This window comes from Methanosarcina thermophila TM-1 (assembly GCF_000969885.1).
In the GTDB taxonomy this organism is placed as follows: domain Archaea; phylum Halobacteriota; class Methanosarcinia; order Methanosarcinales; family Methanosarcinaceae; genus Methanosarcina; species Methanosarcina thermophila.
Map to the genome: position 1 here is coordinate 1,142,017 of NZ_CP009501.1, position 23,342 is coordinate 1,165,358.

Annotated in this window: 25 protein-coding genes; 12 read left to right on the forward strand and 13 right to left on the reverse strand. The window is 39.8% G+C overall.

Annotated elements, in window-relative coordinates:
* Window positions 1-62: 62 nt before the first annotated feature.
* Window positions 63-383, forward strand: a complete 321-nt coding sequence (locus MSTHT_RS04855) for a DUF6951 family protein (protein WP_048166808.1) — start codon at window positions 63-65, stop codon at window positions 381-383.
* Between the two features lie 47 nt (window positions 384-430).
* Here the strand turns inward: MSTHT_RS04855 and MSTHT_RS04860 are convergent, their stop codons facing one another.
* The 13 genes from MSTHT_RS04860 to MSTHT_RS04920 form a co-directional block, all read right to left on the reverse strand.
* Window positions 431-1,003 carry a tetrahydromethanopterin S-methyltransferase subunit A gene (locus MSTHT_RS04860; RefSeq protein ID WP_394297018.1) on the reverse strand — a complete coding sequence of 191 codons (573 nt, stop codon included), beginning with the start codon at window positions 1,001-1,003 and terminating at the stop codon, window positions 431-433.
* A gap of 178 nt (window positions 1,004-1,181) precedes the next feature.
* Window positions 1,182-3,110, reverse strand: coding sequence for a hydantoinase/oxoprolinase family protein (locus MSTHT_RS04865; RefSeq protein ID WP_048166810.1), 1,929 nt, complete (start codon window positions 3,108-3,110; stop codon window positions 1,182-1,184).
* A 252-nt stretch (window positions 3,111-3,362) separates the two neighbouring features.
* Window positions 3,363-4,436 (reverse strand): ACR3 family arsenite efflux transporter, encoded by a 1,074-nt coding sequence (arsB, locus tag MSTHT_RS04870; RefSeq protein WP_449288746.1) that lies wholly within the window; start codon window positions 4,434-4,436, stop codon window positions 3,363-3,365.
* 28 nt (window positions 4,437-4,464) lie between these two features.
* On the reverse strand, window positions 4,465-4,863 hold the full coding sequence (locus MSTHT_RS04875; protein ID WP_449288747.1) for an ArsR/SmtB family transcription factor: 399 nt from the start codon (window positions 4,861-4,863) through the stop codon (window positions 4,465-4,467).
* Window positions 4,864-5,500: 637 nt separating this feature from the next.
* On the reverse strand, window positions 5,501-6,022 hold the full coding sequence (locus MSTHT_RS04880; RefSeq protein ID WP_048166812.1) for a permease: 522 nt from the start codon (window positions 6,020-6,022) through the stop codon (window positions 5,501-5,503).
* Window positions 6,019-6,393 carry a permease gene (locus MSTHT_RS04885; protein ID WP_231588199.1) on the reverse strand — a complete coding sequence of 125 codons (375 nt, stop codon included), beginning with the start codon at window positions 6,391-6,393 and terminating at the stop codon, window positions 6,019-6,021. Before MSTHT_RS04885 ends, MSTHT_RS04880 begins: the two co-directional genes overlap by 4 nt.
* Before the next feature lie 214 nt (window positions 6,394-6,607).
* Window positions 6,608-7,294: a hypothetical protein gene (locus MSTHT_RS04890; protein WP_048166814.1), complete on the reverse strand. Its 687-nt coding sequence runs from the start codon at window positions 7,292-7,294 to the stop codon at window positions 6,608-6,610.
* Between the two features lie 247 nt (window positions 7,295-7,541).
* Window positions 7,542-7,826, reverse strand: coding sequence for a hypothetical protein (locus MSTHT_RS04895; protein ID WP_048166815.1), 285 nt, complete (start codon window positions 7,824-7,826; stop codon window positions 7,542-7,544).
* A gap of 51 nt (window positions 7,827-7,877) precedes the next feature.
* Complete coding sequence (gene tusB / locus MSTHT_RS04900; protein ID WP_048166816.1) at window positions 7,878-8,174, reverse strand: sulfurtransferase complex subunit TusB; 297 nt, start codon at window positions 8,172-8,174, stop codon at window positions 7,878-7,880.
* 15 nt (window positions 8,175-8,189) lie between these two features.
* Entirely contained in the window at window positions 8,190-8,534 is a 345-nt protein-coding gene (locus MSTHT_RS04905) for a DsrE family protein (protein ID WP_048166817.1), read from the reverse strand.
* A gap of 23 nt (window positions 8,535-8,557) precedes the next feature.
* A complete protein-coding gene (locus MSTHT_RS04910; RefSeq protein ID WP_082086771.1) occupies window positions 8,558-8,938 on the reverse strand; it encodes a DsrE/DsrF/TusD sulfur relay family protein in 381 nt (126 codons plus the stop codon).
* Between the two features lie 35 nt (window positions 8,939-8,973).
* Complete coding sequence (locus MSTHT_RS04915) at window positions 8,974-9,780, reverse strand: (Fe-S)-binding protein (protein WP_082086772.1); 807 nt, start codon at window positions 9,778-9,780, stop codon at window positions 8,974-8,976.
* 314 nt (window positions 9,781-10,094) lie between these two features.
* Complete coding sequence (locus MSTHT_RS04920; protein WP_048166820.1) at window positions 10,095-10,892, reverse strand: (Fe-S)-binding protein; 798 nt, start codon at window positions 10,890-10,892, stop codon at window positions 10,095-10,097.
* 975 nt (window positions 10,893-11,867) lie between these two features.
* Here MSTHT_RS04920 and MSTHT_RS04925 point away from each other — a divergent pair.
* The 11 genes from MSTHT_RS04925 to MSTHT_RS04975 all read left to right on the forward strand — a co-directional run bounded on the left by MSTHT_RS04925 (window position 11,868) and on the right by MSTHT_RS04975 (window position 22,254).
* Window positions 11,868-12,494 (forward strand): magnesium transporter, encoded by a 627-nt coding sequence (locus MSTHT_RS04925; protein ID WP_048166821.1) that lies wholly within the window; start codon window positions 11,868-11,870, stop codon window positions 12,492-12,494.
* A gap of 83 nt (window positions 12,495-12,577) precedes the next feature.
* A complete protein-coding gene (locus MSTHT_RS04930; protein WP_048168391.1) occupies window positions 12,578-13,069 on the forward strand; it encodes a magnesium transporter in 492 nt (163 codons plus the stop codon).
* A gap of 151 nt (window positions 13,070-13,220) precedes the next feature.
* On the forward strand, window positions 13,221-14,420 hold the full coding sequence (locus tag MSTHT_RS04935) for a potassium channel family protein (protein ID WP_048166822.1): 1,200 nt from the start codon (window positions 13,221-13,223) through the stop codon (window positions 14,418-14,420).
* A 276-nt stretch (window positions 14,421-14,696) separates the two neighbouring features.
* A complete protein-coding gene (locus MSTHT_RS04940; protein WP_048166823.1) occupies window positions 14,697-15,575 on the forward strand; it encodes a DUF362 domain-containing protein in 879 nt (292 codons plus the stop codon).
* Between the two features lie 351 nt (window positions 15,576-15,926).
* Window positions 15,927-16,133, forward strand: a complete 207-nt coding sequence (locus tag MSTHT_RS04945; protein WP_048166824.1) for a hypothetical protein — start codon at window positions 15,927-15,929, stop codon at window positions 16,131-16,133.
* A gap of 303 nt (window positions 16,134-16,436) precedes the next feature.
* The gene (locus MSTHT_RS04950) at window positions 16,437-17,039 is read left to right on the forward strand and encodes a YbhB/YbcL family Raf kinase inhibitor-like protein (protein WP_048166825.1); all 603 of its coding nucleotides are present in this window, start codon (window positions 16,437-16,439) and stop codon (window positions 17,037-17,039) included.
* 22 nt (window positions 17,040-17,061) lie between these two features.
* On the forward strand, window positions 17,062-17,607 hold the full coding sequence (msrA, locus tag MSTHT_RS04955) for a peptide-methionine (S)-S-oxide reductase MsrA (protein ID WP_231588200.1): 546 nt from the start codon (window positions 17,062-17,064) through the stop codon (window positions 17,605-17,607).
* Window positions 17,608-17,892: 285 nt separating this feature from the next.
* Entirely contained in the window at window positions 17,893-18,993 is a 1,101-nt protein-coding gene (locus MSTHT_RS04960) for an NADH:flavin oxidoreductase (RefSeq protein ID WP_048166826.1), read from the forward strand.
* 366 nt (window positions 18,994-19,359) lie between these two features.
* A complete protein-coding gene (locus MSTHT_RS04965; RefSeq protein WP_048166827.1) occupies window positions 19,360-19,938 on the forward strand; it encodes a helix-turn-helix domain-containing protein in 579 nt (192 codons plus the stop codon).
* 114 nt (window positions 19,939-20,052) lie between these two features.
* Window positions 20,053-20,502: an acyl-CoA thioesterase gene (locus tag MSTHT_RS04970; RefSeq protein ID WP_048166828.1), complete on the forward strand. Its 450-nt coding sequence runs from the start codon at window positions 20,053-20,055 to the stop codon at window positions 20,500-20,502.
* Window positions 20,503-20,601: 99 nt separating this feature from the next.
* Window positions 20,602-22,254 (forward strand): AMP-binding protein, encoded by a 1,653-nt coding sequence (locus MSTHT_RS04975; protein ID WP_048166829.1) that lies wholly within the window; start codon window positions 20,602-20,604, stop codon window positions 22,252-22,254.
* Window positions 22,255-23,342: the final 1,088 nt, after the last annotated feature.

Consider the following 23,342-nt stretch of genomic DNA (forward strand, 5'->3'; position numbering starts at 1 on the left):
AGTGCTAAAACTATCTTTCTTAATGACCAAAAACTTAAGTGACCAAAATTAAGGGTGACAAATTGGCTGAATTTACTGTAAATTCTACTATCTGTGGTTTTGTCCACAAAGTACATGGAAGCAAAAAAGGAAATAAAATTATTGTTGACATAGAAACCCCATGTGAAAAGATAAAGAAATTTTCTCACATGGAAGTTCCCATGATGGAAATTCTGGATATAAAGAATAACTACGTGATTGATAGAGCACAGGAAGCCCAGTGTTCCTCAAATTGCCTTGTACCCTGTGCAGTGCTCAATCTTTGCAGAATGGAAAGTGGTTTCCTTGCAAAATCTCTGGTAAAAAAGGCAGGTGGCATCAGTATAGATTTTAATGAAGTTTAAAAAAGGAAAATTTTTCCTTTTTTCATTTAATATAATATTTTAAGAGCTTACCCTTTCTTAATCTTGGACATTACATTCTGCTTTACTTCATTTTCATATTTCTTCCAGCTGTGTTCATGAATCTCGGGCATGGAAAGTTCCGGGGCTTCACTCCTTTCCTTTCCGCTGCAGGAATCGATTGCCTGTTGAATGGCTTTAGGGTCGGTTGTCCCTACAAGGTCAATGAGTTCAATTTCCCGGAGAAAGCGAGAGATTGCAGTAGCCGGAATTTCGTCAAGATAAGGTATCACTCCTTCCGAACCGATAATCTTTTTTGACCCTCCGAAAGTCGAAACCCCATTCTCGACAAGTGCCAGCAAGGATTGCCCGGCAAAATGGTCACTTTCCTTTCCGCAGACTATCAGGCAACTGATATTGGGGTTCGAGAGCACATTAACTATCACCTTCTCAATCCCAAAATTTTCCGTAAAACAGGTTCCGCAGATAGCGTAGTTTTTCAGGTTCAGGCTTTGATAATCAGAAGCGAGGGTTACTACTGCTGCATGAGATTTTGGGTCTCCTACTATATAATCACCGGGAGTTACAGGCCATTCCATGTAAAAGCACCTTTTCTTAGTAATTCTTCAAGTTAAAAGTTTTTCCTAAGTTCATTTTTAATAACTTGCAATTTTCTCTTAATTTGTTATTAAATGAGATATCAATTTCTGTTTGACTTTATGAAGTTGAGTTATGTGTGAGTCTACATTTTCGATGTTACCGATGCTTCTTTCTGTTGTTTTATACTCTTCTTTTTATTTTTCAAAAGTGCAATTCTCTCATCCCTACTCCAACAACTAGTAAATTTGTTTCCATAGGAGGATGATTCCAGCCATCAGGAGAAACAGTTTTTTTCTCAATTGAGATCTCAACCTGGTTGCCACTTAGTCCACAATCTCTCATATAGTCTTCAACAAGTTTTTTTCCAATATCGGTTGCCGTCTCCAGAGCTTCTGAGTAAGTATCAAATCTCAGCCTACTGCCTGGAGCAAATATAAGGAAATCCTTGTCTGGAGACATGAGACTTGCTGGCCTTATGAGAATTTCAGCTCTTTTGATTCCTTTTCCTACAAGTGCTCCAACTGCATTTCCTACCTCAGCATGTTCTGGAACTAAGATATCCGCGTCTATAAACTCTTCCAATTCCTTTCTGTGCGCTCTAACAGGTCCCCCAAGCAGGACAACAGGAACTTGCAGTTTGAATTTAGCAGGATAGTTCCCATCCAGAATCTTCTCAATGGATTCATATGGAACTCCTGTCAGGATATATGAGAGAAGTTGAAGTGCCATGTTTCGTGCAACTTTCTTTTTTATGGCAGTACAGAGTTCTCCCGGTGTCATGCGCATAAGTCTTGCAAGTCTTTCTGCACCTATACGTGAAGCTTCTTCACTCCAGGCTGTATATTCTCCTAACACATGAAGAGCGTCGGTAGGTGTGAAGCCAATTGCCTGAACAAGGCGTTTTTTGATGAGACAGTCTAGAGTCTGAGGATGAACATCTTTTCTTATAAGGGCTGAGATTTCAAACACAGAAACAGGTTCTTCCCCTATTACCTCCAGTACTTCAGCTTCGGCTTTACTTAGTTCTCCTGCAGCATATTCAGATCTTACAAAGAACTTTGTGGGTTGGATGTTCTCACAGAGATCTTCTCTGGCAGGCATGGGCGTTCTTTTGAGGTTATTTAAAAAATTTGGATACTTTATTGCAGCGACTGCAAGTGGTATGACTCGCCTGGGCCCGAGGAAGAGTTCCCTGTTTACAGCCCAGATATGGCTATCTCCGCCTGTAGCTGTGGTTTCCATCCTGATCGCCCTTACGCGGGTCTTCCATCCACCTACAACAGCTCCCTCGTCGCTCAAGTCAGGAACACCCATACAGATTGAAGAGATATCCGTACTTGTGCCTCCTACATCAATTACGGCACAGGTCTCAAGTCCGGAGAGATAGGAAGCTCCAACAAGACTTGCTGCCGGACCTGAGAAAATAGTTTCTATTGGCTTTTGAAGTGCATCTTTGATTCCGACCACTGAGCCATCACATTTGAGCATAAGGAGCCGAGCATTAATTCCTCGTTCTTTAATATCTTTTATTATGGACTGAACGAACTGTCTTGTTATGGGGATTAGCTGTGCATTCAGAAAAGCTGTTACTGCCCTTTCGTAAGCCCCCAATTCTTGAGAAAGCTCGTGTCCACAAACGACAGGCAGCCCCGTAAGCTCAAGGATTCGGTCCTTTGCTTTAAGTTCATGTTCCGGGTTCCTCGTGCTGAAATAGGATGATATGGCAAAAGCTGAAACCCTGTCCTTAACCTGCAGGGCAAATTTCTCAATAGACTTCAAGTCTAGAGAAGCTTTTTCTTCTCCATTGTGGTCATGTCCACCTGTAACAAAAAGTACGTGTTCAGTTGGTAATTCCCGTTCAAGAGGATGATCTCCTATAAGAATCATGGCTACTGGAAAACCGGTACCCTCAAGAATAGTATTGGTAGAAAGAGTTGTAGAAACCGAAACTAGCTTTATGTTTTTAAGATAATCAGGATTCAGGCCGTCTATTACGTTTTTGATGCCAATGTGTAGATCTGGGTAGGTAGTAAGTGCCTTATTCGAATCTACAATGACGCCATCCGAGTCTCTAACAAGCACTGCATCGGTGTATGTGCCTCCTGCGTCAATCCCCAAGCTATACTGCATGTTAAAACAACTCCTTTTTTGCTATTTTGAGGAAATTATGATATTCTTTTATTTTGTCTATACTCTTGAATATGTTGTGATATGTCTTTTAGCAAGAAAGGCAACAAAACAAGAAGAGGCTAAATCCTCCAAAATAAGGATATGCCTCATGTGTACAGCTTTAATTGATTGTAAAAACTATACTGCACAGACTATTTCGTTGTTACCTCAGGCGCGGTTAAATTCTTAATAATCAGCAAAATGTGAGATTTATTATTCTCCACACATTTTGAAGGAAATACAGTATTTATTTCTCCAGTAAAGCGCGACATTTACAAGTCCTATCATAACTGGCACTTCAATCAGAGGACCTACTACAGCTGCAAATGCCTGTCCGGAATCAATGCCGAAAACCGCTACTGCTACTGCAATTGCAAGTTCGAAGTTATTGCTGGCTGCTGTAAATGAAAGAGATGTTGTCTGTCCGTAATTTACTCCCAGTTTCATAGAGATAAAAAACGAAACTGCAAACATAACAACGAAATAGATTAAGAGGGGAATTGCGATCCTTACAACATCTAACGGTAGGGTAACAATGTATTCTCCTTTTAAAGAGAACATCACAACAATAGTAAACAGTAGAGCATAAAGTGAGATACGGCCTGCTTTGGGAACGAATTTTTCATCATACCATTTGGCTCCTTTTGAGGGGCGCAGGAAATAACGGGTTAAAAAGCCAGCTGCGAAAGGAATTCCAAGGTAGATCGCAACACTCTGGGCAACTTCTCCCATAGAGACATCTATTTCCATGCCACTAAATCCAAGCCACTCAGGCAGCACGGTTATGAAGAAGTAGGCAAAGATAGAGTAGAATACTAGCTGAAAGATAGAGTTGAAAGCGACTAGAGCAGCAGCATACTCATTGTCTCCATCTGCCAGAGTGTTCCAGACAATCACCATGGCAATACATCTTGCAAGCCCAATTAGAATCACACCTACCATATACTCGGGATAATCTCTCAAAAATACAATGGCAAGTATAAACATCAAAATAGGACCAATGATCCAGTTTTGCAGTAAGGACAAACCCAATACTTTGTGATTCTTGAAAACCTTGCCTAATTCTTCGTATTTAACTCGTGCCAGTGGAGGATACATCATAACTATCAAACCAATGGCGATAGGAATCGATGTAGTACCAATAGATAGACTCTGCAAAAATTCTGCAAAGCCAGGGAAAACGAAACCTAGAGCTATACCGATAAACATAGCTAGAAAAATCCAAACAGTTAAATAACGATTGAGAAACGATAATTTTGATACAACGGACTCTTCCATAATGATCATCCTCTGTTTTAACCAAATAATTATTTAGTTAGCTGCAAGATCTTCCGCTTGTTTTGAGTTTTTCCAATAAAGATAAGTCTTTTTTACAAATGCCAATTTTTTCGATTTCATTGTTGATAATGATCGAGAGAAATGGATATTGTAGAAAAATTTCGTCATTAAGTCGGTAATAAACCCACTGAGATTTTTTTTCGGAGACGATAATTCTAGCTATTTTCAATTTATTAAGATGCCGGGAAACATTGGATTGTTTAATTCTCAGAACTGCTTCAATATCACAGACACACAATTCACCGTTTCTTAAAAGATTAAGTATCCGTAGTCTGTTTTCATCAGCCAATGCCTTAAATATCTGTACAATATCCGTGGCATCACCACCATTATATGAGTATATGCAATTATACTCATATATGTTAAATATACTTATTTATATTTTACTACTGATTGTTAATCCGGAATAGGTTGGTTGCTGAGATCATCTAGTCTAGAATTTGTCACCTCGTATCGATATTTATTTTTACAATTATCCATTTTGTTTAAATTTATAAAGCACATAAAGTTCGATATCAACGAAATTTGATATCTCCTAGAGACTTGACATTACTATTCACTCTCACTAAGTTCTAAATAAAAAAATGATAAGGAAAACTTGCAGGACTAAAAAATAAAAGGTAAGGCATTGACTGAAATTACTGAAAATTCCACTAGCTGTGATTTTGTTCACACAATCAGCGGAAGCAAAAAGGAAGTAAAATTATTATTAACATAGAAACCTAGTGTGAAAGGATAAAGAAATTTTCTCACATGAAAATCCATGAAGGAGATTCTGAATAGTAAAAATAGTCATGTTATTCATAAGGCATAGGAAGCTAAATGCTGCTCAAACTGTATCGTACCCTGCGCAGTACTCAATCTTTACAAACTGGAAAGTGGCTTACTTGCAAAATCTCTGATCAAAAGGCAGGCAGCATCAGTATTGAATTTTAGGATGTTTGAAACTGTAAAGTACCGGAGAGTAATGATAAAAATAACAGTTTGATTGTATGGGTTGGTTTTTTAAATTTTTACGCTTTTACTTCTTCTACCTTAAAATCACTGCCAACGATTTTTTCCATCAAATATCCTATAAGTATAAACAGTGGGAGGGAAATTAGAGTCCTTACAACTGTAAATTTTATTCCCAAATAACCGATCTCTATTCCTAACATAGGTAACTTCATGGATGAAAAAGCTCCTAAATAAATGAAAATGTTCCTCACGGAGGCACCTTTTTTTGATAAAATGTAAGCAACCGGGAAAGCACCATAAAGCGGGCCTGCCTGAAGCATTGCTAACAAAATAACTATAAAAATGCCTTTAACTCCAGATTCTTTACCTACATGTTTTTCAAGTATCTCTTTTGGAACCCATACATCAAAAAGTCCGATTATTATGAACAGAAATGGAACAAATGAAATCATTTCTATAAAGAATTCAGTAAAATTAGAATATATACTAAGACCAGGCTTAAATCCCATCAGGTATGAACTTACTGAAAAGAGGACAAACAGTATAACCCACGTATAGTTTTTCAGATATTTCTTCACATTAACCAGCCCACAAAAATGCCTATTATTACTGCTGCAATGAGATTCAAGATATTCCTCGTTATTGCTGCTTTCTTCCCAAAGTATTTGATTTCAAGAGGCATCGTGACAACTCCGACCATTATAAGAGTAGTGATAAAAACCGCAATAACAGAGTAAGTTGCACCTTGCTTAAGTAAAGTTGCAGCCAGAGGATATGAGATAAATCCGGGTATCAGTGTTATTGACCCAATACATGCAGCTATTCCAAAACCAGACCAGCCAGAATTTGCTCCGAGATAATGCACAATTACAGAATCTGGAATAAAGAAAAGGACTATGCTTATAAGGATTAAAATATTAAGAAAAGGGTGGAAAATATTGAAAAACATTTTTCCTCCTTTCTTCAGGCCGAGAAATGTCTTATCTTTATCCAGAATAAGAGAAATTAGTAAGCTTATACCAGTCAGCAATCCAAAGATAAATGTATTGTTAAATACCATTTCTCTCCGACCATTTTGAGAGTTGCCTAATTTCGCTAAGAAGAGAGAAAATAACTTTAGGATATCAAATGTGTTATAAATCCTTAAATTGACCTTTTAAGATTCAAGGTTTCAATTCAATCTCAGTCCTCATAACGTTATCCACTTGGTCTTCCGATTCTTTAGGTTTTTCTTCCCAGAAGATAGGACCATACTCATTTCCACCATATATATCCATCCAGCAGAACTGTGAACTCTCAGGTATCCTAAGAACTTCAGAAAGAATACTCTCCTTTATATACACGAAATTTTCCTTATCCTTCTGCTCTCTTTTAATTGTAAGGCGAGTCCCAATTACGCTTCTAATTTCATTAAAACTTAAAACATCCCTTTCTTTTGTCTTTTTTTGACAAGAATATTTATTTTCAAAATACAGTGCAATAGTTACTGCTACTATTACAGCAGCTATAAAAACTTCAATAAAGGCGTGCATTATGCCTTGCTTAGTTAAAGTACAAGCCATGGGATGCAATAATAAACCGGGTATTTGGATGATTGACCCCGAAAATGCAGAAGTTCCAAAATTATTCCAGCAAGGATTAGCTCCAAGATAATGCACAATTAAGGCATCAGGGATTAAGTACAGTATTATTTTTGTAAGGGTTAAAGTATTGAAGGAATAAAGAAAAATTTTAAAGATTATTTTTTCTAATTTGTTCAAGCTAAGTAGTGCTTTATCTCTCCCCAAAACAAAAGAAAGAAATGAACTTCTCTCATTCAAAAATCCAAAGATAGAAATATTACTAAACATTATTCCTCTCAATTATTTGGAAATGGTTCTGATTTTGCTCTTCAAGCGCATAACTCCTATTGTTATTTCAAATAAATTTGAAACAATATATAGATATTCCTATCTCAAAAAACGCACATGGTATTCTTCAAATAACATGCCCAAAAAATGAGAGCACTTGAGAGCACTTTCATGCTAAACAAAACAAGCATCTTAAATTTTAATTTAATGAAAAAGATGCAGAAATATCGCTTGGTTTTCAGTATACTTATTTCCCTGATGCTTTCTGTACTTCTTTTGTTATCTCTTTCATCATCTCTCCCACAAGTGTTGCTTTTTCGCAGTGGGAAGCTTCTTTCGGGCTGCAGTTTAGGAGAATACTCATTAACCTATCCGCTGTCCTGTAAAATTTCATATCCTCAACCTTTACCAGGAATGAGGATAAACCTTCGCTAAACTCCCTGCATTTCTCGTGATCGCAGACTGCCTGTTCATGAAGCCGACTCACACGTTCCAATTCCTTAATAAATTCAGGTGGGAGCTTTTCGACCATATATAAGACTGTCCTATCAAGCGATTATTAATCTATTATTTTTACTTTCATTCAAAATGTATATGTACATCTGCAATTTTCCATCATATCCTCTATGAAAACAGAATAAAAGTTGTCCGGAATTATAACCTTCTCTCTGCTGTTTATAGCTCTAGCCTCGAGATCTTCCTGACATGCATAAACTAAACACCCTGGTATTTCCTGTATACCGGAAAGCAGGTGATAGACTCCATCTCCCGCAAGGTAAAGCCTAGCATTTCCGGAACGAACTATCAGTTTAAGACAAAGTTCCGATCGCAGGTTGAATGGAGGTTTTGTCAGTAGGAATACATCATACTCTTCTTGCATACTATTACCCCTTTTTTAAAATAAGATAACGGAGTCTGAGTTTTCCATCTCTTCTAGAAAATCCTCTTCATCTACAAGTTCTATGGTCTCTATAAGAATTTCACCAAAAAGACCCCTTTCAATCAGTGAGGGTTCATGCACAATTACTCTTAACTCTCCATATGAGTAAAGGATGTCTGAGAGGTTTGGCATTCCAAGATTTGTGCTGTCCTGGTCAGCAGCTGCAAGATAAACTCCATCTCCATAAAGGCCGAGAGTTACGTTCATTCCCATAAGACTTACTGCAGCTGCATTTAATGCTCCAAAGGCTTTTTCAGTGCCGTATGGGGCAGTGTCCAGCAGATAGAAAACTGAGTTCATAGTTCAGACCTCGTTTCTGGAGTTTATCTTGACAGTGATATTACTCTATCACTCTTTTTCAGCATTTCTGCGAGTTCGTAAAGACTGGAGATCTTTATTCCGGGAAGGTAGTCTTTGCAGTTACTTCCTTTCAAAGTATTCTCTTCTGCGATATAACCTCGTGCAGCAGCACATCTTGCACATGCCCTGATAACAGCGCCTTTCTCTGCCAGTCCGGTGAAGAGTTCACCTGCGCTGGCAAAAAAGGATGGGTTCTGGCCTCTTTTGGGTATGTGCACTGCATCCAGGTAAAGGAATATGTTCACATGATATCGTTTAAGTGCTTCTTCAGCTAGTTTGCAGGCTATTTCGGTATATTCTGAAATATAAGGGCCATCGGTAAGTACTATAGTAAGCGTCTTCAAAGTTTCCTCCAAACAAACTATATTTTATTAATATTTTAGATGTAATTAACCAAAACCTCAAGATGCTCTTGATTATTTACGTACTCCGGCTCTTTAAGGGGTGTGCACAATTCCAGAGCTGCCTGTCTAGCCATAAGCTTGATGGCAAAGCTGTAACATCCCTGCTCGCCACATCTGCCACAGTTGGTTTGGGGCAGGTGTTTATATATCTCCATAAGATTAACCTTTACCTTTTCTCTGGGAGCTGGAGCTTCGCCTTTTGCAATAGCCTCATTGATAGTACTCTTCAATCTTTCAAGTTCTTGTTTAGCTTCGTTTTCGTTTTTGACCATTCTGATGGAAACTTTCCCGCTACCGTAAATAGTTGTGATGATTTCTCCTTTTTGAATTATCAAGCTATCTTTTCTATCTGAATAACTACTTCTTTGAAAGAGAGTTACAAGGAGTTTCAAAACTCTACCAAGTGGTGGAGTTATATTTGCACTTATCCTGAGTCTTGAGGCATCAGCTATGCAGGGCAAAACCTGTCTGATACTTGCAATCTCTATTGGCTTTGCCTGTGAGAAATCAGTGATTTCCTCAGGATTTGACTCTTTTTTACCTTTCAGGAAATTCCTTCCGTACTCACTTAACTTTACAGCTTCTTCTTCTAGCTCGATAAGGCCCGCATCTTTGAGAATCTTGAGATGGAAATTAAGAGATGACTTTCCAACTATCTCTTCGATTTCCCTGGTACTTCTATCGCCGTTTCCCAAGAAATTAATTATTTTCCTCCGAGTACCATTTGCTACAGCGAAATTTACCAGTTTTGTTTCACTCGCGTTTTCTGGCACGTTTAACACCTACTCAAAAGTTAAAGGTCAGGTTTTCTAATCCTATTCACAGAATCAGAAACCTTTGTTATGAGCGAAATTAACCTCTTCAAGACCAATTTATCCAGTAAATGATCTATGAATTGGTTTTATAAAAACCCGAAAGTTAAATATCAAGAAAGGCTGATATTGAAACTGTTTGATCAGTTTATTGTATAAAAAAGTGGATAATGGACATTAATGAAGTAAGGTAAACAAAATTTATTCAGCTCCTCCTTTTAATATATAGTTCTTTTCTTAACGTCTCTAATTACATAGATCATATTTTTATAGACATCATTGGATCAGATATAAGCAGTTAAGACCTGCAAATGCTCCTGATTGAGTGCATATTGCGACTCTTTAAGTGGTGTACATTTCTCTAGAGAAGCTTCACCACTCATCAGCTTTATTGCAAAAGTATAGCAGCTCTGTTCACCGCACTTTCCACAGTTAGTCTGAGGCAGATATTTGTAGATCTCCATAGGTTCTACCCTGACTTTTTCCCTGGGAGCTGGAGCTACGCCTTTTACAATAGCATCATTGATGGTGCTCTTCAAGTTCTGGAGAGATTCTTTGGCTTCACCCTCACTTTTTATCATTGTCATGGTTACTTTTCCAGTGCCGTAAATAGTTGTAATAATCTCTCCTTTTTGAATTATCAGAGCGTTTATTTTGTCAGAATATTTACCTCTAGGAAAGAGTGGCTCAAAAACCTTAAGGGTTCCACCTAGGGGAGGAGCTATGTTTGCAATTACCCTGAACTTTGAAGAATCAGCTATACAGGGTAAAAGCTGCCTGACTTCGGTAACATCTATCGATTTTACCTGAGAAAGATCTGCAGTTTTATCCATACTTTTCTCTTCTTTTTCTTTAAGGAAATTTCTGCCATATTCGCTTAGCTTTACAGTCCCTTCTCCCATCTCAATTAAACTTGCCTGCTGAAGAAGCTTAAGATGGAAATCAAGCATGGACTTCCCTACCTCTCCTCCAACTTCTTCAGTACTTTTGTCTCCTGTCGATAAGAAGTTCATTATCTTCCGTCGGGTAACATTAGACATCGCATTGTTTACCAGTTTTATCTCATTGGGATTTCCAGGCATCTTTACCACCTACAAGAGTTATAGAAGTTTAATTAATTTTCAGAAGTAAAAATATCAAGTATTTTTTATCTCAAAAACAAAAATTCGATTCCCTTAATCGATATGAATTTAGTTCATAAAAACCCCCAAGACAGGTATCAAAAAAGATTGATATGAAATGCTGGAGTTTAGCTTATTCATTTAATCTTTCAAGATCTAATTCTGACAAGTACCTTTTCTGTCAGTTATGCCAAACTCATCAAAATAAGAGTGGAAGGTTAAGAGTAATAATTACTTAAATGTAAGGGATGGATGTAGTAACTTTAACACAGCTTCTTGGTGTACTAAAGTTTTTGTGGAAAGTGTGAGATCTAATATTTTCCTTTTATTTTTTTCTCAATAAATATTTTATACGCAAACCTAAATGCAGTTGAAAAGATCTCAAGAAAACCTTGTATTCAATTTTTCTATCGAGTATATGATTTACTTATGACAGTTGAGAAATGACTGTAACGTTATTAGAACGGTTTATCAATTTAGGCACTTATTTTTATACAGCCAAGAAAATAGGCAGCATTATACCTGTTAATAGATCTTCGGTATTAAAATAATGAATTATAAAATTATTTTACGGCGTGTTTAAATATTTGTTGGTTACTATTACAATAAGCCGATGCTCTAAAATCATATTCTCTAACTATTATAATTACTTATATTTACATATCTCGCAAAATTTATATTATTGTGCTTCCTTATACACATTCACAATTATCATTGTGACTCCTATTACCATAAATACCAAGTATGAGGTAACGGCTGCAAGTTATTTATCTTTTTTCCGGGAATCCGAAAAACTGATTGGAATAGTTGAGTTAACCGTATCTTTAGCTTATTTCTAATACAGTCCAGAAATTTTTCTAATCAATAATTTTTATAAAGAATCCTTTTTCTAAGGTTGGGGATTATTTTAATATTATCAGTGTATAATACAAGCGCATGCCCCCAGAGTCTCAAAGGGATGAAGATATTTTCGAGTCCCAGTATATTGATAAATACCTCAGCGAGTACGCTAGTGTTTCGTCAATAGTACGTGAGGCGCTACCCTTTGAACTTATTGCCACTGTAGGGGGAGTTATAGCAGGGATAATCTTTTCGGGGATGACAGCCGAACTTGAGATGATTCCTGGACTGCTTGTGATTTATCCCGGCGTGCTGGGGCTTCGAGGAAATATTTCATCTACTCTTGGCTCAAGGCTTGGCAGTGCAATCCACCTTGGGCTGATTACAGACCTTGACAGGCGTAATCCCGAACTCATGAATAATATCTATGGCTCCCTTATCCTGAGTGTTATTATTGCCATAGTTCTCGGAGTTCTGGGGCACTATGTGACCCTTGCCTTGGGCTTCGAAAGTGCAGGTGTCCTTAAACTTACCCTTATCTGTGTGATTTCAGCCTTTACATCCGGGATAATTCTCTCGATTATTGCGGCTCTGCTGGCTATAGGAATGTTCAGGTTCGGCTTTGATCCTGACAACGTTGTAACGCCTTCGATTGCAACCCTGGGAGATATTGTCTCCATGCTCATGCTTTTCATCTCGGCAAAACTGGTGGTGATGCTTTGACGAAAGAAGAACATCAGACTCCGTATTATACGATAGAGGGCATCATTCAGCGTGGGCTTCCTGTACTTATCATCACATGTATAATGTCAATTCTCGTAGGGCAGATTCTGAACTCAAGAGAAGAAAGCCTTATATCCATGCCAGCGATACTGATTCTTATTCCATCCCTTATCAAGATCGGGGGAGATACCGGCAGCATGCTTGGGGCAAGGCTCTCATCGGCTCTCCATATGGGGCTTGGGGATAATCTTAGAAGTAACCCAGTTGTACGCAACAGCGTAATTGCTGCTTCAATTGTAGGGTTTATTTCATCGATTTCTGTCAGCATACTGGTCTTTCTGGCAAGCAGCTTGTTTGGCTTCGGAATGCCTCTTCTCACCCTCCTGCAAATCAGCCTGATAGCTGTTGCTATAGAGCTTGCAGTTGTTTATTCCGCAACGGTAGCCATCGCCTTTGCCTCCCACCGATTTGGGATCGATCCGGATGATACAGTTATACCTTTCATAGCAAGCCTTGGAGACCTGGTCGGCGTTGCAGGAATTTTAATAGCCCTGAATCTGTTAGAAATTTTATAAACAATGTTTTAATTAAAAGCTAGTTATACTATTATTCAATTTTATTATATTCCATCCAGGCTCTTGAGCGCCTGAATAATTCAAAAATTAATAATTACTATGAAGTATATACTCATAGATACCAACATAAGGTAGAGTTGATATAGAGACTATGTTCCCTAAAGAATTCAGATACAGTCCAAAGAATATCAAAGATCTTTTGACTGAGATGAAGGATACTTCCGAACTCATGGTAGATCTTGCATACACTGCAATGATCTATGATGACGAGGATATTGCACAAGAGGTACTCAATCTTGAAGACAAGATGGATACCCTCGATTACCATATAAAAATGGCTGCGATGTTAAGCACACGCAGGGTTGACGAAGCCGAAGGGCTCCTTGGTGTTTTACAGGTTGCTGCGTGTTCAGAAAATATCGCAAATGCCGCTGGGGATATTGCGAAAATTGTGCTCATGAATATGGGCATTCCGATGGAGCTGAAAGTTGCTCTCAGGGAAGCAGAAGAAACCGTAGTCAGGGCAACAATCGCCGAGGAATCTGTAATGGCAGGACGTACACTTGGCGATCTCGAGCTTGACCTTGAGACAGGCATGTGGGTCATTGCTATTCGGAGAAATGAAGACTGGATTTATGATCCTGACAAGGAAACTCGCCTGCGCCAGGGTGACGTTCTGATTGCCAGAGGGCATGATGAAGGAGTCCCTCTTTTCTTCGAAATGGCCACGACAAGGAAATTTATCCCGAAAGAAATCGAGCATGATAAGATCTTAAAAGATCTTGAGCATGCCGTGGATATTATCGTGGATATGAAGAATATGTCCGAACTGTCTGTAGGGCTTGCATACTCAGCTATTCTCTTTGACAATGAAGACATAGCATATGAGGTCAGTGCCCTGGAATCCGAAATGGACTCCATGAAATACGAACTCCAGCACTGGGTACTTGAGACTGCAAAGCATGTTGAGGATGTAAACATTCTCAGGGGAATTCTGCACCTTGCAAGTGCTTCAGAAGCGATTTCTGACGCTGCCTACGAAATTGCGGATACCGTACTTAGGGATATTGAACTCCACCCAATTATTACTCTCGCAGTCAGGAATTCCGAAGAGGTTATAACCAGGCTCCAGGTTGAGAAATGTTCTCCCATAGTCGGAAAGACTTTCTATGAGCTGAAGCTTGAGACGGAAACCGGACTTCATGTAATGGCAATCAAGAGAGATGACCGCTGGGTCTATGCTCCAAAAGGGAATACTGTTATCCAGGCAGGAGATATGCTCATTGCACGAGGCTCAAGAATTGGCGAAGGGGCACTTATAGAGATGTGTGAGTGCAAACTGGACCAGTAACTTCACCCCTAACCCTAAAATTCGCCGTAGCAAACCCTCTCATACAGGTTAATTAAGGACAGTTTACAGGAGGTATAACTGAGATATAGCTTCCAGGCTGTCTTATAACTTCTCGTAATCTCACAATAGCACATTCCATCGGGCTGTTGTGGGCTTGTCTCTGTAAAGTACTCCAGAACAGCAGGCTTCGAACCATTCTCTAACTTTTTTTGAAAGCTTGCAATATTCTTAACTTTTATACAACTGGTTGCATATTACTATGTGGGAGTTTTGAGTATGGTAGTTGTAGGTCTTTCAAGAAATAAAGATACTCTGGAGTCAGTAAGAGAGGCAGTTGAGCTCGCAGGAGGGCTTGGAATAGAAGAAGGATCCACTGTACTGATCCGCCCTAACGCAAACACCGCAGACCTGCCTCCTGGCTCTACAAATCCAGAAGTACTGAAGGGAGCTATACGGGAAGCAAAGAAATGCAATCCGGGAAAAATTATTGTTGCCGAAAAGTCGATGACCACGCTGGATACTGAGATGGTACTCAGGAAGCTTGGGCTCTGGCAGGCGGCTGAAGCCGAAGGAGTGGATGAGATTCTTACCTTTGACCACATGAAACGCTCACATGTGAAACCTGAAGGCGCTTTTTCCTGGCCCGAGGGATTTTACGTTCCTGAGTTTCTGGCTTCTGTGGATTACGTGATTGCACTTCCTGTTATCAAGACCCACTGGACTGCAACATTTACCATGGGCTTGAAATCCCAGATCAGCATAACTGCAGATCGTGACAGGAGACAGCTTCCTCACGGTCAGCACAAATACGTGCTTTTCGGGAACATGATTGCCGAATCAAACCTTGTCTACAAACCTGACTTTTACATCTCAGACGCCACGAAATGTTTTGTGACTGGCGGACCTGACATGGGAACCCTTAAAGAGCCTGGCATTGTAATGGCATGCTCTGATGTAATTGCAAATGATGTTGTAGGGCTTGCTCTGCTGAAAACCCTTGGGACTGTTCCGAAAATTCAGGAACACTCGGTATGGGCTCAGCCCCAGATCAGAAGAGCAGTAGAACTTGGACTGGGGATACGCAGCAGAGAAGAAATAACAATAAAAAGCTCAGGAATTGAGGAGATTGAAGAAATTCTTGCTAATCTTACCTGACAACGCGGTCTGGAAGTTTTAAAAGGAAGCTATAGATTGACAGGTCACAAGAAGTCTGATTTCCGTTTTTTCTCCAATTTAAAATTTTTGCTTTTCAGAACAGAAATTTTAACAATCCTTAAAAAAGAATATTCAGGTAAGTGTTTACAGAATAAAAGTCCTCATATATAAAATTAACAGAGCCTAGCAATTTTTTAGCAATTTTACAGGGGTTTAGAGTAACTTTATCATGTTCAATTTTCGAATTTCTTTGCTTTTACTTCTCTTTTTTTCAAGACTGTGGAAATATGCTTACATGTCACCATAATTTATTTATTTTCGACTTTCCCATAGATTATTGGGGAATTTTCAATGAAATGTGAAGCTTGTGGAGTAGAAAGTGAGGAAAAGTACTGCATGGAATGTGGCAAAGTAATGAACGAAGTTGTAAGACGGGTAGGAGAAGCCCGCTGGGCTGCAATAGATGATTGTTCGTTTATCTATCCGCTTGTCCAGCGTGTAGCTAAAGGAGAGGCTACAGTCAATGACATAATTCAGGCTCTTGAAGTAGAAGACTGATTCCGGTTCTCAAGGAATATCAGCTTACGGCTTCTTGAGACAGCTGTTGGGTTTTTTAAATTTACCTTCCAGCAGGCATCATGTTAGCTGAGAGAGCTTGACTGATGCCTGCCGGATTGCAGCTGGGGGTACAAGCATGCCTGAGTTAAGCCTTAAATCAAACCTCAAAATTGACTTTAAGGCTCAATCTTTTGAGATTAAATCTTAGTGCATGCCACGTGGCCTAGCCTTAAGATTATATCTCTTTAGCTTTAATATTACATTGTTGAGCAGTCTTCCTGCTGTCAGGAGCTGATGCCATATATGAACAGAAAAGCCGGTACAGTTATTCTGATATTCTTGCTTGCAGGAGTGCTCTTTACATCGGGATGTGTTCAAAATGAGAAGGCAGAGTCACCTGTAAAGGCAGAGACACCTGTAAATAATGAATCTGCCGAAGCCGGCAAAGGGGACGAAAACATGAATATTAAAAGTATAAAGGTTTTTAGCAGCGCATTTGCAGCTAATGGTAGTATTCCAGGAAAGTATACCTGTGACGGAATAAATGTAAACCCGCCTCTGGAATTTGAAGGTATTCCTGAAGAAGCCGAAAGTTTGGTGCTTATAGTAGACGACCCTGATGCTCCCATGAAAACTTTTACACACTGGATTGTCTGGAATATTGAACCTGTGGCAAAAATAGAGGAAGACAGCATACCTGGGGTTGAAGGAATAAATGATTTCAAAAAAATAGGATATGGCGGACCATGTCCATCCTCGGGCACACACAGGTATTTCTTCCGGGTTTATGCTCTGGACAAGCAGCTCGACCTTAAAGCAGGTGCAGGGAGAAAAGAGCTTGAGAATGAAATGATAGGACATATTATTGCCGAAGGGGAATTAATGGGGAAATACAGCAAAAAATAATCTTTCTTAAGGGGGGAAGAGAGTGGAAGAAAATCAAACCGCTGAAACGAATCCTGATTTCTTCGAGAATCCCGGGGGCGGTCTGGAAAAAGCAACCTTTGCTGCCGGCTGCTTCTGGGGCGTTGAAGAAGCTTTCCGACAGGTTAAAGGGGTAGTTGCAACTGCGGTTGGTTTCAGCGGCGGGCACTTTGAACACCCGACCTATGAACAGGTTTGTAACCTTGACACCGGTCACGCCGAAGCAGTTCGGGTCATTTTCGACCCGAAAGTGGTGTCTTACGAGACTCTGCTTGATGTCTTCTGGAAAATCCATGACCCTACAACAAAGGACAGGCAGGGTCCCGATATAGGTAAACAATACCGTTCAGTCATCTTTTACCATAACGAGGAACAAAAGGCTGCCGCTCTGGCTTCAAAAGAAAAGCTTGAAAAATCAGGGGCTTTCAAAAATCCCATAGTGACCGAGATTGTGCCGATTTCGGAGTTCTATATGGCTGAGGAATATCATCAGCAGTACTATGAAAAAAAGGGTTTTCTGAAAAATGTGTTCAGAAGCTTTAAGAAATGATTACCCTAAGTAAATGTGCTCTGCAGCTCCTCATATTGGAAACACAATTATCAGAAAGATTCTTTTGGTGAAATAGCGCTTAAACCGACATTACCTGTTACATCATGCCGTATTTTTAATTTCTATAAATCATAATTTATATTAAATCCGCGTTCAAAGGAAACTATTCAATAACCCTGGAGTTACCATCTTTTCACCGGAAATAAGCGCCGATCTTGAACGCAAAGTTCACTTTTATTTAAAATCCGGGATAATTATTTACCTTCCCATATCCTATTTTTTCTCATGATTTTTGACCCTATCACTGTCTGTAACCTGGAGCTCCAGAACCGTTTTGTAAGGTCTGCAACACACGAATTTCTGGCTGAGGAAGACGGGACGCCAACCTCAAGGCTTGGAGATGTTTATGAAGAGCTTGCCAAAAACGAGGTCGGGCTTATAATAACCGGCTATTCCTATGTGCTCCCTGGCGGGCAGAGTGATATTTTACAACAAGGGATCTATGATGACCGTTTTATTGAACCTTACAGGAAGATAACCGAAAGGGTTCACAGGTACAGAAGCAAAATCGTTCTCCAGATCGTGCATGGAGGGCGGCAGGCAAATGTTTCGGACGAATATCCGGTTCCTATCGCTCCTTCGGCAGTAAAAGACGGACACTCAGCGGTTGTACCAAGAGAAATGACCGAAGATGAAATCCTGGAGATGATCGAAGCTTTTACAAAAGCGGCTGTCAGGGCAAAAAAAGCAGGTTTTGACGGAGTGCAGCTCCACTGTGCCCACGGCTTCCTCTTGAGTAACTTTATCTCCCCCTACACCAACAGGCGGACTGACAGATGGGGAGGCTCGGTGGAAAACCGAACAAGGATAATCACGGAAATTGTCAGGCGCATAAAAGAAGAAACAGGAAATTCTTTTCCCATTCTAGTCAAACTGAATGCAACTGACGGCTTCCAGCCCGGCTGCTCAAAAAAGGCTGAAATCGGACTCGATATTACGCAGGCGGTAGAAATCGCAAAACTGCTTGAGAAAGCCGGAGTCTGTGCGATAGAGGTCAGTGGAGGAATAGGGGAGACAGCTGGGGTAACTATAAGAACCGCAATCAATGCCCCTGCCAAAGAAGCATATTTCAAGGATTGTTCAAAAGCAATAAAGGATGCAGTAAATATCCCGGTCATTCTTGTAGGCGGGATCAGGTCGCTTCAGGTTATTAATTACCTTCTTGAAAACGGATTTGCAGATCTTGTTTCAATGAGCAGGGTGTTTATAAGCGAACCTGATATTGTTCTGAAATTCAAATCAGGGCAGGTAAAAAAAGCAAGATGCGTTTCCTGTAATCTTTGTTTTGATCCAGAAGGCATAAGCTGCAACTTTGAATTTGAGTAAGGGATTACATTTTGCTTCCGCATTCCAGAAGATGACATTAGAATCCCACTTGAGTAAAGGATTAAATCCAGTCCTCAATTTGAGTAAGCTCCTGAATTCCTTCTTCTTTTACCATTCATTCATATTATAATTCTCTTCTGCCTGTTTTCATCTCTTTTTATCCATCATTTATCTCTTTTCTACCTGTTTCATAATTTTTATTCTGGTTGTTTGTATTACATGAGATATTTAAAAGCGTACTTTAACGTACATTTTTTATAATAGAGTGGTGCAAAAGAGATAAGCCTTCAAAGTTATCTACAGGATTCGGGTATTTATTTTTCTGCCGGGTCCGCTATCCCAGAGAATTTGTGAGGAAATCGAATAATGTTAGAAGAGAACCGTGTCGGTAGTAAAATACGCCAGCTTAGAGAAGCCAAGGAAATGACCATTGAAGAACTGGCTGAAGCCAGTCAGAGCAGCGCGGAATTAATCCGGCAGCTAGAAGATGGAGCCCTGATTCCGTCTTTAACGCCTCTTATAAAGATTGCCCGGGCTTTAGGCGTCCGCCTCGGTACTTTTCTGGACGATATGCCCCAGAGTGGGCCTGTAATTGTCAGGGCAGGGCGATCCGAGAAAGTAGTCCGTTTTTCGGGAAAAACTGAGAAACCCAAAGAGAGTGCTCTTGAGTTCTACTCTCTTGCCTCGGATAAAGCAGACCGCCACATGGAACCTTTTATTATTGACATCCACCCTTCCCCCAACGAAAGCCACCCGCTCTCTTCTCACGAAGGAGAGGAATTCATCTATGTCCTGTCAGGAGAAATCGAGATTTTTTACGGAAAGGACGTTCAGAGGCTGAGCGCAGGAGACAGCATTTATTATGACTCCATTGTCCCGCATGATGTTCACGCAGCAGGCGAAGGGGATGCAAAAATTCTGGCTGTAATCTATGCTCCCCTGTAAAATTACAGTCAGGTAGAGAAAAAGTAAGAACTTAGCTTAACTGGTGAGAAGTTCTGGATTTAAAAGTTAGATTTAAAAACTAAGTACAAGTATCTCAGAGTCAGGTAATCCAAAATGTTCAGTACAATTGTTAGTCCGCGATTTGGGGACATAGACGGGCTTGGGCATGTAAATAACACTGTCCTCCCTGTCTGGTTCGAAATTGGAAGAAACCCGATATTCCGGCTGTTTTCACCGGATCTTGATCTCAGTCCTGATGTATGGCATTTGATTCTGGTCAGAACAGAGTTTGATTTTCTACGCCAGATGTATTTCAGATCTGATGTGGAAATAAGAACTTATATTACAAAGATCGGAAACAGTTCTTTCACTGTCGGGCATGAAGCCTGGCAGGAAGGAGAGCTTAAGGTCAGGGGTCAGGCAGTGCTGGTCTATTATGACTTCAAGCTCCAGAAAGCAATCCCTCTTCCGGATTCGATCAGAGAGATCCTAAAAGAACATATGCTCCCTGCAATGGACAGCACTGAAATGGGTACGGATACGGATTCTCCCTGCTCGATATGAATATACTTGCCTCCAGTAAACGAGCTTTGAGATTTAATATCTCGGCTCGTAAGCTAATGATTTCTAAAAAATAGATAATGCAAGTGAGAGGCTGAAATTATGGATCTTATAGAAGACTCCCTCGGTCAATACTTTGAAAAACAGGTGGCTGTAGATCCTGATCATGAATTTATTGTTTACCCTGATAGGAATCTCCGTTTTACTTATGGGCAATTTAACGAAAGGGTCAATAACCTTGCAAAAGGGCTGCTAGCTATAGGAATAAAAAAAGGAGATCATGTAGGAATCTGGGCAAAAAACGTTCCTGACTGGCTTACATTCATGTTTGCAACAGCTAAGATAGGGGCAGTACTTGTTACTGTAAATACTGCCTACAAAAGCCATGAAGTTGAGTACGTAATAAAGCAGTCTGATATGAAAGCCCTGGCTCTTATTGATGGTTTCAGGGATGTTGATTATCTTGAAATAATCTATGGACTAGTTCCCGAACTAAAGAGTTCTGAGAGAGGGCGACTGAAAAGCAAAAATTTCCCGTATCTAAAGAGCGTAATTTACATTGGGCAGGAAAAGCATAGGGGTATGTATAATACCAATGAGCTCATGCTGCTTGGCAGTCACTATCCCGACGACAAGCTCAGGGAAATCCTGGCGAGTGTAACCGCAGATGATGTCGTAAATATGCAGTACACCTCTGGAACTACGGGCTTCCCGAAAGGAGTTATGCTTACCAGCAAAAACATTCTAAATAACGGGCTCTCCATAGGCGACCGCCAGAAATTCACCCATGAAGACCGTCTCTGTCTGCCTGTACCTCTTTTCCACTGTTTTGGAATAGTGCTAGGAGTCATGGCGGTTCTGACGCACAGGGCAACGCTTGTTATGCTTGAGGTTTTTGACCCCCTGCTTGTGCTTGCAGCAGTTCAGAAAGAGAAGTGTACAGCTCTCTACGGCGTGCCTACAATGTTTATTGCCGAGTATACGCACCCCATGTTCGATATGTTTGACCTTTCCTCCTTGAGAACCGGGATTATGGCTGGCTCTACCTGCCCCATAGAAGCTATGAAAAAGGTTGTAAACGATATGCACTGTTATCAGATTACAAGTGTGTACGGGCTGACTGAAGCTTCTCCTGGCATGACTCAGACCACAGTTGACGACCCTCTCGAGCTCAGAGTAGAGACAGTAGGGAAACATTTCCCTGGAGTTGAGGTCAGGATAGTAGACCCAAATACAAATGAACCTCTACCTCCGAATACAGTTGGAGAAATTTGCTGCCGCGGATATAATGTAATGAAAGGCTACTATAAAATGCCTGAAGAAACGAGAAAAGTGATTGATGAGGACGGCTGGCTGCACAGCGGGGATCTTGGGACCTGTGACGAGAACGGCTATTTCAGGATCACAGGCAGGATTAAAGACATGATCATCCGGGGAGGTGAAAACATATACCCAAGGGAAATTGAAGAATTCCTTCACACCATGCCCGGAATAAAAGATGCCCAGGTTGTGGGGATTCCTGACGAGAAATACGGAGAAATTGTAGGAGCTTTTGTAATTCTCGAAAAGGGCGCAGACCTTACCGAAGCTGACATAAGGGATTATGCTATAGGCAAGATCGCCCGTTATAAGGTTCCCAAGCATGTCTTCATCGTGGACGAATATCCCCTGACAGCAAGCGGGAAGATTCAAAAGTACAAACTAAGGGAGCTGGCTGTAGAGCTTCTTAAAAAGAAGAGTGAAAACACCGCTTAATAAAAAACAGCTGGCTAAGACAACAATTGATTAAAAACAGAAGCTAATCAGTATAATTAGCTGTAAGGCAGTGCATACCAGTATAATTAGCCATAAGGCAGCATATCGGCCTTTCAGGCCGGTTTACCTTTTTGTTAAATTTTAAGTCATTGATTTTTTTCGCTTTAAAATTTAAAGCTATTAAAAAATAAGGTGCCAGCATATTTTAGGAATCAATTATATTTTTGGAACATATCGTAAATTATTCTAATATCCAAAACTTTATAGTGATTTAAAAACGGCAGGCAATTGAATATTTGCCATAATTTATTATATATACAATTTCAGCATTAGAAGGATTTAGTTGTAAGAGAAGCGTAACAGTGTACTATAGCATAGCGTATGGGGAGCTTTTCACAGGGGTTTCATCGATTGAGAGCTCAGGGATCCGAAAGGAGCTCTCAATCAATCACCAATTTCAGATAATTGATTTCTACACTGTTTCTCTTGCAACTGTGGGAGAATATGGAATTATTCTCCAGGGGGGGGTTTCATCGATTGAGAGTCCGGGTCACCAAACAGGGACTCTCAATCAATTACCAATCTTTAACTTTTAACTGAATACTTTTTTAATTCGGCGTTAGCATAGCTTATAACTTTTAACATTATTTTGCAGCTTATTAACATTATTTTGCGGCTTAAACACACTTGTGAAATTAAGCATCACTTATTAACTTAGATATATTTATGAAATTTTAGCACAACTTATTGACTCAGTAAATTGCATGAATAATCGAATTTTTCTCTTTTTTAGAGTTAAGCCTGTTAGAGTTAAGTTTTTGAGTTTCCCCAAACTGACCTTTAGTAAATCTTTCAAACAATCAATACTGTGCTATCCTATTTAAGTCCTTTGATGAGTCACTTTTTATTTGTATGAATACTAACAAAAACTGATTCATCGCGTCATAATAATGTTTTTATTCTATAAATTTTTTTTCAATGATTGCCGCAAAACCGAACAGGTAAAGAGTTCTGAACCTTAATATTTTTAAAAATCTTTGTAATATTATCATTTTATGCACATAACACTGCAGAGACAGAAACCATTT

Bases quoted from the DNA above. Each gene is read 5' to 3' on its own strand.
- MSTHT_RS04865 (WP_048166810.1), bottom strand. From the start codon at position 3,110: ATGCAGTATAGCTTGGGGATTGACGCAGGAGGCACATACACCGATGCA.
- arsB (WP_449288746.1), bottom strand. From the start codon at position 4,436: ATGATCATTATGGAAGAGTCCGTTGTATCAAAATTATCGTTTCTCAAT.
- MSTHT_RS04885 (WP_231588199.1), bottom strand. From the start codon at position 6,393: ATGTTTTTCAATATTTTCCACCCTTTTCTTAATATTTTAATCCTTATA.
- MSTHT_RS04890 (WP_048166814.1), bottom strand. From the start codon at position 7,294: ATGTTTAGTAATATTTCTATCTTTGGATTTTTGAATGAGAGAAGTTCA.
- MSTHT_RS04895 (WP_048166815.1), bottom strand. From the start codon at position 7,826: ATGGTCGAAAAGCTCCCACCTGAATTTATTAAGGAATTGGAACGTGTG.
- tusB (WP_048166816.1), bottom strand. From the start codon at position 8,174: ATGCAAGAAGAGTATGATGTATTCCTACTGACAAAACCTCCATTCAAC.
- MSTHT_RS04905 (WP_048166817.1), bottom strand. From the start codon at position 8,534: ATGAACTCAGTTTTCTATCTGCTGGACACTGCCCCATACGGCACTGAA.
- MSTHT_RS04920 (WP_048166820.1), bottom strand. From the start codon at position 10,892: ATGCCTGGAAATCCCAATGAGATAAAACTGGTAAACAATGCGATGTCT.
- MSTHT_RS04925 (WP_048166821.1), top strand. From the start codon at position 11,868: ATGCCCCCAGAGTCTCAAAGGGATGAAGATATTTTCGAGTCCCAGTAT.
- MSTHT_RS04930 (WP_048168391.1), top strand. From the start codon at position 12,578: ATGTCAATTCTCGTAGGGCAGATTCTGAACTCAAGAGAAGAAAGCCTT.
- MSTHT_RS04935 (WP_048166822.1), top strand. From the start codon at position 13,221: ATGTTCCCTAAAGAATTCAGATACAGTCCAAAGAATATCAAAGATCTT.
- MSTHT_RS04940 (WP_048166823.1), top strand. From the start codon at position 14,697: ATGGTAGTTGTAGGTCTTTCAAGAAATAAAGATACTCTGGAGTCAGTA.
- MSTHT_RS04945 (WP_048166824.1), top strand. From the start codon at position 15,927: ATGAAATGTGAAGCTTGTGGAGTAGAAAGTGAGGAAAAGTACTGCATG.
- MSTHT_RS04950 (WP_048166825.1), top strand. From the start codon at position 16,437: ATGAACAGAAAAGCCGGTACAGTTATTCTGATATTCTTGCTTGCAGGA.
- MSTHT_RS04960 (WP_048166826.1), top strand. From the start codon at position 17,893: ATGATTTTTGACCCTATCACTGTCTGTAACCTGGAGCTCCAGAACCGT.
- MSTHT_RS04965 (WP_048166827.1), top strand. From the start codon at position 19,360: ATGTTAGAAGAGAACCGTGTCGGTAGTAAAATACGCCAGCTTAGAGAA.
- MSTHT_RS04970 (WP_048166828.1), top strand. From the start codon at position 20,053: ATGTTCAGTACAATTGTTAGTCCGCGATTTGGGGACATAGACGGGCTT.
- MSTHT_RS04975 (WP_048166829.1), top strand. From the start codon at position 20,602: ATGGATCTTATAGAAGACTCCCTCGGTCAATACTTTGAAAAACAGGTG.